The organism is Pedobacter xixiisoli (genome assembly GCF_900215335.1).
In the GTDB taxonomy this organism is placed as follows: Bacteria; Bacteroidota; Bacteroidia; order Sphingobacteriales; family Sphingobacteriaceae; genus Pedobacter; species Pedobacter xixiisoli.
The window spans coordinates 521,950-536,872 of the sequence record NZ_OCMT01000001.1 but is presented as its reverse complement, the minus strand read 5'-3'; the positions used below and the strand labels follow the sequence as shown (position 1 = coordinate 536,872).

The 14,923-nt window shown below is 36.3% G+C and carries 11 protein-coding genes; 4 read left to right on the top strand and 7 right to left on the bottom strand.

Annotation, left to right across the window (positions count from 1 at the left end):
• Positions 1–3: 3 nt before the first annotated feature.
• The 6 genes from CRO54_RS02235 to CRO54_RS02210 all read right to left on the bottom strand — a co-directional run bounded on the left by CRO54_RS02235 (position 4) and on the right by CRO54_RS02210 (position 9,655).
• Positions 4–2,814, bottom strand: a complete 2,811-nt coding sequence (locus CRO54_RS02235; protein ID WP_097128218.1) for a M16 family metallopeptidase — start codon at positions 2,812–2,814, stop codon at positions 4–6.
• A 2-nt stretch (positions 2,815–2,816) separates the two neighbouring features.
• Positions 2,817–3,275 (bottom strand): hypothetical protein, encoded by a 459-nt coding sequence (locus CRO54_RS02230; RefSeq protein WP_097128216.1) that lies wholly within the window; start codon positions 3,273–3,275, stop codon positions 2,817–2,819.
• Positions 3,276–3,279: 4 nt separating this feature from the next.
• Complete coding sequence (locus CRO54_RS02225) at positions 3,280–4,737, bottom strand: RagB/SusD family nutrient uptake outer membrane protein (RefSeq protein ID WP_097128214.1); 1,458 nt, start codon at positions 4,735–4,737, stop codon at positions 3,280–3,282.
• An 11-nt stretch (positions 4,738–4,748) separates the two neighbouring features.
• Positions 4,749–7,901 (bottom strand): SusC/RagA family TonB-linked outer membrane protein, encoded by a 3,153-nt coding sequence (locus CRO54_RS02220; protein WP_171047805.1) that lies wholly within the window; start codon positions 7,899–7,901, stop codon positions 4,749–4,751.
• Between the two features lie 140 nt (positions 7,902–8,041).
• Complete coding sequence (locus CRO54_RS02215; RefSeq protein ID WP_097128208.1) at positions 8,042–9,046, bottom strand: FecR family protein; 1,005 nt, start codon at positions 9,044–9,046, stop codon at positions 8,042–8,044.
• A 51-nt stretch (positions 9,047–9,097) separates the two neighbouring features.
• On the bottom strand, positions 9,098–9,655 hold the full coding sequence (locus tag CRO54_RS02210; protein WP_097128206.1) for an RNA polymerase sigma factor: 558 nt from the start codon (positions 9,653–9,655) through the stop codon (positions 9,098–9,100).
• A 218-nt stretch (positions 9,656–9,873) separates the two neighbouring features.
• Here CRO54_RS02210 and CRO54_RS02205 point away from each other — a divergent pair, with 218 nt between their 5' ends.
• Complete coding sequence (locus CRO54_RS02205) at positions 9,874–11,364, top strand: calcineurin-like phosphoesterase C-terminal domain-containing protein (RefSeq protein ID WP_097128204.1); 1,491 nt, start codon at positions 9,874–9,876, stop codon at positions 11,362–11,364.
• A 78-nt stretch (positions 11,365–11,442) separates the two neighbouring features.
• On the opposite strand, the gene CRO54_RS02200 is transcribed toward CRO54_RS02205, so the two are convergent.
• Positions 11,443–12,627, bottom strand: coding sequence for a proline dehydrogenase family protein (locus CRO54_RS02200; RefSeq protein ID WP_097128201.1), 1,185 nt, complete (start codon positions 12,625–12,627; stop codon positions 11,443–11,445).
• Positions 12,628–12,720: 93 nt separating this feature from the next.
• Here CRO54_RS02200 and CRO54_RS02195 point away from each other — a divergent pair, with 93 nt between their 5' ends.
• Genes CRO54_RS02195 through CRO54_RS02185 form a run of 3 tightly spaced genes read left to right on the top strand, consistent with a single transcriptional unit; the run spans position 12,721 to position 14,918 of the window.
• Complete coding sequence (locus tag CRO54_RS02195; RefSeq protein ID WP_097128189.1) at positions 12,721–12,927, top strand: RNA-binding S4 domain-containing protein; 207 nt, start codon at positions 12,721–12,723, stop codon at positions 12,925–12,927.
• Positions 12,927–13,985, top strand: a complete 1,059-nt coding sequence (aroB, locus tag CRO54_RS02190) for a 3-dehydroquinate synthase (protein ID WP_097128187.1) — start codon at positions 12,927–12,929, stop codon at positions 13,983–13,985. Before CRO54_RS02195 ends, aroB begins: the two co-directional genes overlap by 1 nt.
• Before the next feature lie 3 nt (positions 13,986–13,988).
• The gene (locus CRO54_RS02185; RefSeq protein ID WP_097128185.1) at positions 13,989–14,918 is read left to right on the top strand and encodes a sterol desaturase family protein; all 930 of its coding nucleotides are present in this window, start codon (positions 13,989–13,991) and stop codon (positions 14,916–14,918) included.
• Positions 14,919–14,923: the final 5 nt, after the last annotated feature.

Genomic DNA, 14,923 nt, shown 5'->3' with positions numbered 1-14,923 from the left:
TTTCTATTTTTTTGTATTGTCTAGTTTGTCTTCGGGAGTAAGCACCGCGGTAACTTTTGTTCCCTGAAGTAGTAATTTTTTAATTGCTTGACTGATATCTTTACTTTGTATTTTGCTTACCATTTCTGGATACTTGGTAAATAAAGACCAGTCTTTGAAGTGGTAATAAATATGATTTCTAAGCTCGGCACTCCAAAACGTCTCTTTGTCCTTTTGCTTATCATAAGTTACCATTAACTGCTTTTTGATGTTGTCGAGTTCTTTTTCGATATATGCTGGGTTCTTTGCTATTAAATCGATCTCTTTATTTGCCTGCTCGATCAAAAATTCCCTTTTTTCTGGAGAACAGCTAAATCCAATTCTAGCACGTAACAGTGTTGATGGGATAGAAGTTGCACTCACATTCACAGCAACACCATAAACACCAGAGTTCTTTTCTCTAAGATTTTCCCTCAATTTTACCTTAAGCACCTCTTGCAAAATTTCATAAGTAATGATCTCTGGATAATCGTTTACGACGTTACTATTTTGAAAAATAATATTAACGGTCGCTCTATCGGTCTCTCCCGCTTTCATCAAAATGGATGCATTCTCGCCAACAGGTAAAGGTTTAGCTTTGTTGTCTTCTACAAGATCACTAGAAGGCAGCCCTCCCAAATAAGTGGTTACATATTGTTCAACAGCGTCTAGCTCGAAATCACCAATAATTACAAATTCAAATCCTTTTGCCGAATTGAATCTTTTATGATAAGTTGGTAAAATCTTATTCAACACCAGATCATTTGAAATTCTATTTTCGTCAATCTCTTCATTTTCTTCACCAGATAGTTTTTGAGTGATTAACCTGTTGTACTGACTGGTAATAGAGTTCTCTTTGTTTTTGACACTTTCTAAAGCCTTTCTTTTTTGCAACTCAAAAACATCACGATCTACACGAGGCTCAGTCCACTTTAGATATAGCAGTTCGAACATCGTCTTGATGTCTTTCAAACTAGCGCTAGCCGCTAAACCTTCTCTGTATTTAGAAAGCACCATCATTGCTGTTGCGCTATTACCCGTCAAATACTTTGATAATGCTCTTCTTGAGAAATTACCTGCACCACTTGCTGCAACAATACTTTGGGCAAAAGAAGCATTCACCACATCGGTTGAATCTAAAACACTATAACCTCCCTGTCTAAATCCAGTTAATTGAATATGATCTTTGCGACCTTTACTCTGTTTCAAGTAAACCGTAGTATGGTTGGCCAGTTGCCATTTATGTAAATCTATCTCGGCAATATATTCTTTCTTCAATACTTTAGAAGGAATTGGAGAAGATGTCAAAAGCTTTGTAGGTACAATTTCATGATCAGACCAACGCTCCAAAGGAAGTCTGGAGATACTATCCTGCCATAACTGAAGCTGGCTTTGATTTGGTAAAATATGTTTTACTCGATCAGGTCCTGTTAACATCACTACGGTATTACCAGGTTGATTTATTTTTCCGATAAAAGACATGATGGTCAATGAGTCAATACCACTTTGCAATTGTTGCTGCAAAGCAAGTCTTTGTTCACGACTAATTACCGTATTACCGTTAAAGAAATCTTCTTTTACCGATTCGATTACTGATATCGCACTCGTCTTAGTATTTTGAGCTGCCCTGTTCAATTGGGCTAAAAATTCTTTGCGATAATCCGATAGCTCCTCTGAGGTAAAACCATACTTCAAAATTCTCTGTTGCTCAGTGATATAGTTCTTAATTCCAGATGCAATATCACTTTCAAATAGCGCAGCACCACCTACTGCAACTTCAATATTCGGCATCAAATCAATATCCGACATTGATCCAGACTTGAAAATACTATTGCGCTGAGTCAATCTCTCAAATCTCTTTTTTGACAGGCCGTTGAAAAAACTTCTGACAAGCAGTTCTTTAAATTTATCTACTGAATTGATTTGCGAAAGTGCCGTTAACTTAGTGATGTAAGAATAATCGATATCATTTTCTTCCTTATCAGTAGCAATACTGTACAAGGTGTCATTGTGTTTAGGCAAATTATAAACTACCCTTTCAGCACTGTTTTTCAAATTTTTAGCTTTACCAAATTGTTCTTTGATATACTTTTCAATAGCGCCTACATTTTGATTAGATATAACTGCTATCGCCAATAAATTTGGTCGGTACCATTCATTATAAAAACCCTTTATTTCCGAATGTTTGAAATGTCTAAGTATATCCAGCGTTCCAATTGGTTGGCGCTCTGCATAACGCGATTGATGAAATATCAAAGGCAAGTACTGCTCAGATAACCTAGCTGAAGCTCCTTGTTTGGTTCTCCATTCTTCGATTACCACGCCTCGCTCCTTTTCAATCTCCAAACTATCAAATGAAAGTTCAAAGGCCCAATCTGCAACAATATCAATTGTCTTTTCTAACTGCTTTAGATTAGAGGTATTAACTGTTATTTTATAAACTGTTTGATCGTAACTCGTGTATGCGTTGAGATCGGCTCCAAATTTCACCCCTAAAGATTCAAGATAGGTGATGACCTCATTTTTGGGATAGTTCTTACTTCCATTAAAAGCCATGTGCTCTACAAAGTGCGCCAATCCGCGTTGAGAATCTTTCTCTTGAAGCGAACCAGCTTTCACAAAAAGTTGGATAGAACTTTGATGATCGCCTACATCGCTTGGATAAATATAATAGCTGAAACCATTCTTAAGTACGCCCTTGGTCAGCTTCGGATCTTGCACCAAACGTTGCCCCGAAACAGGAATACTCAGAATAATGAGTAATACAACAAACAGATATTTTTGTAGTTGCTTCATTACTAAAATTTAACGATCGTAAGTTTGGTTTGTAACCCATCTGGACCAGGCAAGCCGATAGTGTAGTTTTTGCTATTCCTCACCAATTTAATCGCTAAAGTATTGTCTTTGGCAGCATCAATAGGATGAGAGATCCAACGGATGGCAATAGGCATCTCTACAATTCCTGGTAGAAATTCTAATTGACGTTTAGGGCTCACAAATTCGAAATCTACGCCTTCTTTTAGGCCTGCACCAACTACAAATTCATAGTCAAGTGTAATGGTTTCAAATTGGCGTTTCCCACTAAAGAACACTTTATATTCTACAGTTTCATTTCTATCGCTAGCTACTCTTACTGTACTGTTATTTGATACATTGATGTAAAAGAAAGGGTTGTCATAAGGAGTAGATGCATCTTTATTACATGCTGCAGTTAATAATACAACAAATAGTAAGCACCATGATTTAATAAACTTCATATTATTAAGGATTTTGAATAATTGTTGGATTTGCCTGAATCTCCATAGCTGGGATTGGAAGCACAAATTTATTATTAGGATAAGTCAGTGTACAAGTATTTGAATTGCATTCAACCCTGTTCAAGTTTTCTTTATAACGCATGATATCGAAAATACGCTGGTTTTCAAAACCTAGCTCTTTACGTCTTTCCAATTTAATTTGCTGTAAAAGTGCAACCGGATCTGCACTAGACAAAGTGATAGCTGATGGTGCAACATTATAAGCTCTTGCACGTACAACCTTAACTTGGTCTGCAGCCAGTTCGTATTGTTGCTTATGATAATAAGCCTCAGCAAGGTTCAGATAAATTTCTGCTGATCTGAACATTTTGAAATTTACAGGCCAGTTAGCACGAACTACTTCATCTGCTTTACCGTACTTTATGGTATAAAACACGCTTGGGTTACGCGGATTTGCTACGAATTGCTTAGACCTAATGTCAGTGTTTTCAAACAATGTCCTGTATGTAGCATGCGGATAAACATAGAAAGTTTCAGCATTAGACAGAATATCTGTTAAATAGGTTGATGCAGCTGCATTCAAATTAAGTTGCCAAATCACTTCCGAACTAATAAGCGTTGGGTCAGTTCTTTGCGCAACGCCCATGAACATATTCAAATAATCTGCAGACAGAGCTAAGGGATATTTATTTTTCAGCTCTTGATTTTCCAGTAGACCAATTACACCATCCCAATCTTGCATATACAAATATACTCTTGACAGTAATGCAGTAGCTGCATCCGCTGAAGCGTAGATTTTAGTTTTTGAAACAGTTCTAGTTGCGAGTAATGTTTGTGCTTCTTTAAGATCGGCAATTATCCTAGCGTAGGTGTCTTTCATACTAGCCCTTTTCGAAGCTACTCCAGCTGCTGGCGTTTGCGTAAAAATAGGAACGCCAAGATGACTAGCATCAGGTGTATATGCATATGTTTGACCATAAACATTGGCTAAATCGAAAAAACACATTGCCCTAAGTACTAGTGCTTCGCCGTAAACTCTGTCAATATTCGGTTTAGAAGTTGGGAAAGCCTCCAAAAGACTAGCTCTAGATTCGATGACATTATTTACATTATTTAATGTTTCGTAAATATTTTGCCAGATTATCCTTACGGCACCCAGATCTAGAGTAGGATCGCTTTCGTAATTGTACTCTGCTAGAACTCCACCACCTAAAGTTTGATTAAGCAATACGTTATCTCCACGCAGTTCTCCATACAAACCATACTGAGAAAGATGGTATTTAGCAAAAAGGTTATAACTTCCAACCATGGCAGAGGTATACCCTTCTACATTTACAAATAACTTTTCTCCGGTAAGCGAGCCTACGGGTTCGATATCTAAAAAAGACTTACAACTACTTATGATTAATAAATTAAAAATAAGTACGGTGCGTATCAATTTTTTATATAATATTTTGTTCATTTCTATAATTATTAAAAAGTAAGATTTACGCCGGCAGAATATGAAGCTTGACCTGGTGCCCCTCTAAATGAATTTGCGTAGGTATTTAACTTAATCGTCTCATATTGACCATTTCCAAGATTATTTCTTTTACTGGTTCTGTAAGGTGTCCACATCGCAACATTGTCAGCCATGATGTAAACTGCAGCACGTTTTAAAAAACCTTTTTTCACAAAATCATCAGGCAACCTATATTCTAAGCTGATATTTTTTAATTGAATATTAGATCTATCTATCAAATATCTGGTAGAATTTCTATTAGAGCTTGTTGATACCTGAGTTAATCTTGGGTTAACAGATAAATCTCCAGGATATCTCCAGTGATCTAACAAGTCAGTCGATAGGTTGGTACTTAAAATATTCAAACCGTCATGCCCCGCAGTATTTAACAATTCAGACAGTGATGATCCACCTTGAGAGTAGAGCAGTAAAAACGATAGATTAAATCCTTTATAATTGAAAGAGTTGGTGATACCACCGTAAAAATTTGGAGTTACACGCCCCATAACCACCCTATTATTAAGGTCGTACACTTTGGTAATATTGCCATTCGCATCATACCACATGGGGTCACCAGTACTCGGGTCAACGCCAGCCCAACGAACTAAGTATAATGCTCTTGAGTCTCCACCGACCTGCATAATCGAAGTCAAATTTGATTGACCGATATCGGTAGGCAAGGATAAGACTTTATTTCTATTTAAAGCTAGGTTAAAATTAGTTGACCATGTAAAGCCGCCCCTTTCAATGTTGGTCGAACTTATTGTAGCCTCAAAACCTGAATTCTGCAATTTTCCACTATTTCGGTAAATAGATCTTTGCCCTGTTGTTAAAGACACCGTTGCATCACTAATCAAGTCGTGAGTAATATCTCTATAATATTCTAAACCTACGTTGATGCGATTAAACAAACCGAAATCTATACCTGTATTGAACTTATAAGTGGTTTCCCATTTCAAACCAGTATTTCTGCCGCGAGACATGATAGCACCTACTACGCCGCCGTATCCATTTCCTTCACTGAAAGTATAAAGACCTTTCGCATAGTTTCCGTTAAATCTTCCATTTCCAGCTGTACCATAGGATAGTTTAAATTTCAAAAAGTTAATGTCTTTTGGAACATTATTTTTCCAAAATTCTTCATTTGAAACGGTCCAAGCGGCACCTAAAGCGTAAAAAGTCGCCCATTTTACATCTTCTCCAAAATCAGAGTCACCATCTCTTCTAAAACTTACGCTTACGTTATATTTATCTTTCCATAGGTAGGATAGTCGTCCAAAATTGGATAGAGACGCGGTCTCATTGGTATTTCCAGAACTTCTAGTATTTTCTGCAATAGCCATTGATAACTCTCGAACATAATCATTCGGAAAATTAAAAGCACTTGCACGAATAAATGAACTATTACTATTGTTTGCTTCAAAACCCAATAAAGCACTTAATGTTCCATCATACAGCTGCTTAGTATAATTCAAAGTAGCATTTGAGGTCCAATTATACATCCTTGCTTGGTTTTTATATAAATAGCCGTTAAATTGTTTACCCGTTAAATTTTGTAACGACGAGTATCTCAGTTCATTGATGGAAGAAAAATCGACACCCGAACGAGTAGTAAAATCTAAACCTGGAAGAATTCGAAAAGTAGCTTGTATTTGCGAAAAAGCTTGTAAAGTAGATTGGCCATTTTCATTTTGGTAAGCCTCTGCTAAAGAAGGAAACAGGCGATTCTCTAAATAATCGTACAATGCATAACTGCCATCAGGATTATAGGGAGACACTACTGGTAATTCTGTGTAATAATTACTTCCAACAGACCACATATCGTTAACATTGAAAGATCCGCCAAAAACGAAATTGAACGATAACCTTTTACTTACATCTGTATTGATTTGAGAACGCAAACTATAGCGTTTAGTTTCGTTAGTAAGGCTTGTCAGTTGCTGATCGTAGAAACTCCCAGAAATATAATAATTGGTACTTTCGTTCGATCCAGATAGAGACAAATTATGGGTGTTGACTTTACCTTGCTCATAATAAGTGTCTAGCCAATTTGTGGATACATCACCGTAACCTGCGATTTTATCACCTAGGCCCATTTCATTTACAACTCTTCTGTATTGATCGCCATTAAGTACATTAAACGTATTATAAGATGCAATTTGATCTATAGTAGTTCGATAGGTATATTTAACAATTGGCGTTCCATTTCCTTTCTTTGTTCGAACAAGAATTACACCGTTAGAACCACTAGAACCGTAAATAGCAGTTGCACTTGCATCTTTTAACACCGTTATAGATTCAATATCTTCAGGATTGATATAAGTCAAGGGACTAATACTTGTTTCTGGTCCAGCAATAGAATTGGTTGTACCACCTGTATTCACGGGAATACCATCTAATATCCATAGAGGCTCATTAGACATTACGCCATAAGGAGCAGAAGACTCACCTCGTACACGGGTACTAAATCTTGGTCTTGCAGAACCATTATTTTGATCTTGTATATTAAATTCCAGTCCTGGTACCAATCCCTCTAATAAGGCATCTATACGTAGCGCTGGACGTTTTTCAAGATCTTTTGCCGTAACTGTATAAGCACTACCGATTTGATTTTCTTTTGACTCCTTAATGCCATAAGCTGAAACCACCACTTCGTTTAACGTTCCTTCTAGTTCTTGTAAAACAAGATCTATTTTAGTTGCTGCATTTACAGCCATTTCCTTTTTTTCATATCCTAGATAGGAAATCACCAAAGTAACAGGCCCACTAATTTTTAGGGAAAACTGGCCTTTGAAATCAGTGGTGGTTCCCCTATTTGTTCCTTTAACAAGTACAGATACACCATTCACGGGAAACGGAATGTTATTATCCTTATTTTTCAATTTTACAAAGCCAGTAATGGTTACTTCCTGTTGTGGTACACTACTATTTTTGGAGTATAGCGTTACTGTTTTATCCACAATCTTGTAATTCACATTGATTTTGGAAGATAAAAGCTTAACGGTTTCTTCAAATGTCAAATTATCAAAATTAACACTCAAATTTTTATTACTATTCAGTAGCTCATTGTCATAGATAAAGTAATAGTTAGATTGCTTTTCCAACGATTCGATAATCGTCTTCAAAGATTTGTTTTGAGCGTTTAAATCTATCTTTTGAAGGCTGTTCGCATTCGCCCAACTGGGGAAATAAAAACACACCAACACAAGAAAGAATGTTGATAGTTTGGATAGCAGTTTGTTCATGGTTTATTTATTGTTATTAATTATTTTACTACGACTACGTTTTTCTCTAAAACGATTTGTTCGTTAGATACCAGGCTAAGCATATTCAATACTTCGTAAATACTTGCATTGGCACCTATTTTTCCCGAAATATGTTTATTTGAGGTAGGAACATTTGAGGTGGTAACGTTATACCATTTTGAAACTTTATCTAATATTTCAGCAAGTGTCTCATCTTCAAAAGCAAAAACTTGCTCTTTCCATAGCAGATTATTTTCCTTAAACGCTTCTGGTACTATCTCACCCTTATCAAGGATAATTGACTCCCCTGCAATCAATATAGCTTCTTTATCTTTTTGACTTCTGGTAGAAACTTTTCCTTCCACCAACGTCAATGTTTCCTTTTGATTAGGATAAGATTTTAAGTTGAATTTCGTCCCCAGAACTCTTATCGTTTGTTGAGCAGTTTCGACAAAAAATGGTCTCGTACTATCTTTTGCCACTTCGAAAAAAGCCTCACCAATAAGCTTTACTCTTCTTTCAGTTGCACTAAAATTCAATTTTTCGAGAGAAGAGGCGGCATTGATCCAAACTTTACTCCCATCTTCTAGGGTGATACTGAATATTTCTGCATTAGCCGAACGAGCAGCAATTAACTTATTGTCAGCATACTTAACTTTTCCGTCAATTTTTAAAGACGAATTTAAGCTGTTAATAGTTGGCGCTAGTACACTTAATTTAGGACCATCATAAATTATATGATCGCTTTTTCCTGTTTTAAAATAAGAAATGCCAACTCCTACGATTGCAACTACAGCTGCCGCAGACATAATGCGTTTTGAATATAAGCGCAGGTTGTTCTTTGGGGTTTTACTATCAATTTTTCTTCGGATGTTGTTTTTAACAACTTCCATAGAATCTTCAACAAGAAGCGTTTCCTCCTCATTTGATTGATACCAATTATTAATTATTTTAAAATCTTCTCGCTTTGACCGAGCAGTAAAAAGCCTATGTATAGCTTGTTTTATTGGTTCTGTTAATTTCATATTTCTAGCGTTACTAACTTATAGTACAGCAACTCGAGAAATACGCACGCTTTAAGAGTAAAAAAAATAAAAAATAATAGGCAAGTACTTTCTTAATACTTTCAAAGCCTTAGAAAGTTGGTTTTCTACAGTCCTTTTAGAGATATTCATCTTCTCCGCAATCTCGTCATTCGATAAATAATCCTGACGGGAAGATTTAAATATGATTCTACACTGCTTTGGCAACTCTTCTACCTTACTAAAAAGATGTTCCTTCAGCATTTTTTCCTCCATAGCATCTTCAATGGAAAGCTCCATCATTTCGATATCATCAGGATATTCTTCTAAATATTGTGTACGATTGTGCTTGTAGATGGCACGTAAAATCGAATACTTCACGGCCTTAGTTAAATAAGCACTAAGATTTTCGATAGATTTAGCATTTTTATGATTAAGCAAACTCAGAAATACATCCTGCACACAATCTTCTGCCATAGACTGGTCCCTACATCTATGAAAAGCAACAGCAAACAAACTCTCCCAATATTTATCATATAATCTGGAGAATTGCTGTTTGTCATTCTTAAGGTTAGATAAAAAATCTTTATCGTATGAATCACTTAGGTTCAATTGCTTTTCATTTTACGCAAAGATACCTATTTTCTAAATCATAAAAATCTTGCATTTTGTTAAATTAATCATAAAAATTTATCTTTTTTAATTCAATATTTTCATTTTATCACTACACTAAAGCATAATTTCTAAACCTTAATTACAAAATATTCTTAAAAACTATAACTCAGTAGAAATTCAAACTATTATCTTCGCCCCCAATTTTATTAGATGTTATGAAAGATAGAATCTCCACAATTAGCCTACTCGCTTCTTTATTTTTACTTATTCAGATACCTCAAATTGGATATGCAATTGATAAAGGAATCATCGTAAAGGGACAAGTTTTTTACGATGCCAATCGTAATGGCATTCATGAGGCTAAAGAAAAAGGTTTAAAGAACATCTTAATTTCAAACGGAAAAGATATCGTTAAAACAGATAAAAATGGCTTATATACCATTGAAGCAAATATTGGTGAATCAATTTTTCCAATCCTACCATCGGAATATACTTGGAGTAAATCCAAATCGAAAGTAGTTAATGCAAATTATCTTTATTTAGATCCAAATCAAGCAGTTATAAAGGACACCATTTCATGGTATGTACCGGTGTTCAAAAGCGAAGCAGCTAATTCCTTTAGTTTTGGAGCTATTGGAGATATCCAAGTAGATAATACAGAAGAATTAAATTATGCGGCGAAAAGTATTTTTTCTGAACTAAATCACCGAAACGATATTCGTTTCAACTTAATGCTTGGCGATATAGTTAATGATAAAGTTGAGTTATTGCCAATGATGCATGACATGATGAATCAGCTCCCTTCATCTTCTTGGACATTGGTAGGCAATCACGATCGAAACGTGGACAACCCATTGTTTATGAATGATGCTTTCAACCGTGTGAATGGAAGTGATAATTACTCCTTTAATTACGGAAAAGCGCATTTTATCGTGTTAAATAACATTTTCGCAACAGATAAGAAGAGTTATGAAGGAAGGTTAACAGCTAAACAATTACAGTTTTTGAAAAATGATTTGTCTTATGTCTCAAAAGAAAAAACGATTGTGATTAGTCAGCATATTCCAATGGTTGCCACAAAAAACAAACAAGAGATTTTAGATTTACTTAAAGATTATGCTAAGGTATTAATCCTATCTGGACATACACATACCGTTAGCAGGCATTTCTTTAATTATCCAAATATTCAAGAACTAGGAGTTGGCGCAACTTGTGGAAATTGGTGGCGAGGTGAGAAAAATACAGATGGCGTACCGAGCGCCTTAATGCAATGTGGTACACCGAGAGGCTATTTTGTGATAAATTTTGATGATGACAAATATAACTTTCGCTACAAAGGAGTTGGCTTAGATGCCACTAAACAAATGACACTCACCACAGATAGCAACCGAATGGTTATCAATGTTTTTGGAGGAGGAGATAGTACGACTGTTTCTATCAAAATCGATGATGGAAAGTGGGTGAAAATGAACCATAAAAGGGAGATCGACCCAACAGTGCTAAAAATTGTAGAACTTAACCAATCTAAAGTATACCCTACTCAAGGCAATACAGCCAATCCTCTTCGCAAACGATATTCTTCGCACATTTGGGAATTAACAAGACCAACCACATCAGCATCTCCAAAAAAGACCGTGGTATTAGTTAAAGCGCAAGATCGATTTGGATTAAATGTAGAGGAAAAGTTTTTATTGTACGAGCAATAGGGAGTAAGGAACAAAGAGCAAAGGATAAAGACTGGATTTAAAATCCTTTATCTTTATTCCTTGTTCCTTTTATCTAAATTAAATCCCTCTCCTAGCCTTTTCTCTACTAATTAAAGAAAGCTCTCTACCAGTTTGCCCAGCTACAGAGGTGTTTTCTTGCGCTCTTCTAAATAAATAAGGCATTACAGCTTTGATAGGACCATAGGGAACATATTTGGCCACATTATAACCGGCCTTCGACAGGTTGAAGCTCAAATTATCGCTCATACCTAATAACTGTGCAAAATAAACATGAGGATGGTTGTGCACTATCCCCTTTTCATCAATCAACTCTGTTAATAAGCAACTGCTTTCTTCATTGTGCGTACCACAAACAAAACCAATGCTATCGATGTGATTTACGCAGAAACGTAAGGCATCATTGTAATCTCTATCAGTAGCAGCTTTATCAGGTTGTATTGGCGATAGATAACCCTTTTCTTCGGCACGTTTACGTTCCTTCTCCATATAGGCGCCACGCACCAATTTAGCTCCCAAAATAAAACCAGCTTCTTTGGCAATCAAATAATCTGCTTCTAATCCAGTTAACTTATCATGACGGTAAATTTGGTACGTATTGAAAACGATCAATTGTTCTTTATTGAACTTCATCATCATTTCAATTGACAATAGATCAATAGTATCTTGGATCCAAGTCTCTTCAGCATCTATCATTACCGGTACGCCTCTTTCGAACGCAGTACTGCAAATTTTTTCGCAGCGCTGTTTTACTCGTTCAAACTCTGCTGCTTCTGTTGGAGTCAGCTCTTGTTTGGCATCTAACTTTTCCAGCAAGGCAAATCTACCAATACCCGTTACCTTAAACACGGTGATTGGAATTCTTGGATCGCCATCTGCACGTTCAATAGTTCTAATGATTTCCTCGCAGGTAAAATCAAAAACGTGCTCTTCGTCCTCACCTTCTACAGAATAATCCAAGATAGTTCCTACTTTACCTTGATGCAGCTGCTCTATGGTATGTTCACATTCTGCAATGGTTTCGCCACCACAAAATTGTTTAAAGATGGTTGCTTTGATTGCACCTTGTATCGGCAAACCTATATTTAGCATAAAATTAGCTACTGGCGGACCTACTTTGGTCAGAAAGTTGCTTCCAATCATTTTAAAAAGCCAATATGCTTGTTTTAGTTCGGCATTAGATTTATGCCCAAATGCAACCTCAGTATTATTAAAGTCTATTTTTTGCTTTGGAAAAGCATCCATTTTTATAAGTATTTAGTCAGAACGCTGCAAAAATATAAATAACTAAGCAGGTTAAAGCGAAAGACTTTCAAATAATCGTAAATTTGCACCGTCATGATACAATTTAAACTCGAAGGGGAATTTATCCCATTAATCGCCTTGTTAAAAGCTACGGCTTTGGTACAAAGTGGCGGAGAAGCACAATCTATAGTTGAAGAAGGGCTTGTGAAAGTAAACGGCATCACCGAAGACCGCAAGCGATTAAAAGTACGTTTGGGCGATAAGGTTGAATTTCTAAGTCAAACTATAGAAGTAATTTAATGGAAGCTTTACTAAACAACGACCATTTTATCCATTTTGAAAGTGGATTAGCGCCATTAAATGATATTCTTGCTGCAAAAAAATACAGTAAAGTTTTTGTTTTTGCAGATGCTACAACAGCAGAAGTTTGCATGCCTGTTTTTCAAGAGTTCCTGCCCGATCTGGATAATTTCGACATCATAGAAACCGATCCCGGAGAAGAAAACAAGAACATCGATTTTTGTATCGGCATTTGGAAAACCTTGTTAGATTTTGAAGCCGACCGTAAATGTTTGATGATTAACCTTGGCGGCGGCGTAATTACCGATATGGGTGGTTTCGTAGCGTCTACCTACAAACGCGGCATCGATTTCATCAATATCCCTACTACCCTACTTTCACAAGTTGATGCTTCCGTAGGTGGTAAAACAGGTATCGATATCGACAATGTGAAGAACATGGTGGGTACTTTTAGTTTACCTCAGGCAGTTTTTATCGAGACTACTTTCCTAAAAACACTTCCACAACGTGAATTACTATCGGGCTTTGCCGAAATGATTAAACACGGTCTAATTGCCGATGCAACATACTACCAGCAACTAAAAGATAGCGATTATACCAACATCGCTCCAGAAGCCATCTATCACTCTGTGAAGATTAAGAACGAAGTGGTATTAACAGACCCTTTTGAAAGAGGTTTACGCAAGATTTTAAACTACGGACACACCATTGGCCATGCTGTGGAAGGTTATGCTTTAGTTAATGATAAAAAGCCTTTAACTCACGGCGAAGCAATTGCTATCGGTATGATTTGCGAAGCACATTTATCGGCAAAATACTGTAATCTTTCTCAGGAGGAATTAACAGAAATATCAAGTTACATGCTTTCGCTATATCCAAAGTACCATATTAAACCAGCAAGTTTCGAAGATTTGTTGGTATTAATGCAAAGCGACAAGAAAAATGAAGATGGTTTTATCATGTTCTCCTTACTAGACCAAATTGGCAAATGTGTTTTCAATTGCAAAGTAACTAAAGAAGATATTTTTAACAGTTTAATTTATTACAATAGCTTATAAATAATGACGTTTACCGGAAGTGATATTTCTGTAGGCACACTTTTTAGTTTTGTGATCGTACTGACAATAGTTGAAATGTATTTCAGCTACTCACACGATAAAAAACTATACACCAAAAAAGATACCTGGACCAACATCTATTTAATGATTTGTGCCATTTTGGTAAACTTAACAATGAAGTTTGCCACTTTCTATTTGTTGGATTATTTCTATGAATTCAGGCTTTTTGAGATACACAATGTATGGATGTATTGGATTGTTTTGGTACTTACCCAAGATTTCCTTTATTGGTTTTTACACACCGTGGGGCACTACGTACGCCTATTTTGGGCTATGCACGTCACCCATCATTCGTCCGAACATTTTAATTTAACCACTGGATTTCGTTCTACGGTTTTCGAACCGCTCTATCGTGTATTTTTCTATCTGCCCTTGGCTTTTATGGGCTTCCACGCTATGGATATCCTGTTCGCCTATCTCGTTACACAGATATATGGCAACTTGGTACACACCAGAACCGTGGGCAAACTTCACCCAATTTTCGAATATATTTTCGTTACACCTTCTCACCACAGGGTTCACCACGCCTGTAACATTCGCTATTTAGATAAAAATATGGGCATGGTGCTTATTCTTTGGGATAGAATGTTCGGTACTTTTCAAGAAGAATTACCAGAAGACGAAATAAAATATGGCTTAACTACGCCACCTGAAAATACTGGTGCCTTTAACATCATTTTCCATGAGTTTTTAGCTTTAAGTAAGGATGTAAAAAAAGCACCCACTTTTTCAGCTAAACTAAAATACATTTTTAATCCACCAGGCTGGAGCCACGATGGCAGCACTCAAGTTGCAAAAGCTATGCAGCAAGAATTACTGGAAACCGAGAAGGAAAGTCACACGATTGGAAATAGTATCAAGAGTTTTAGCTAATAACT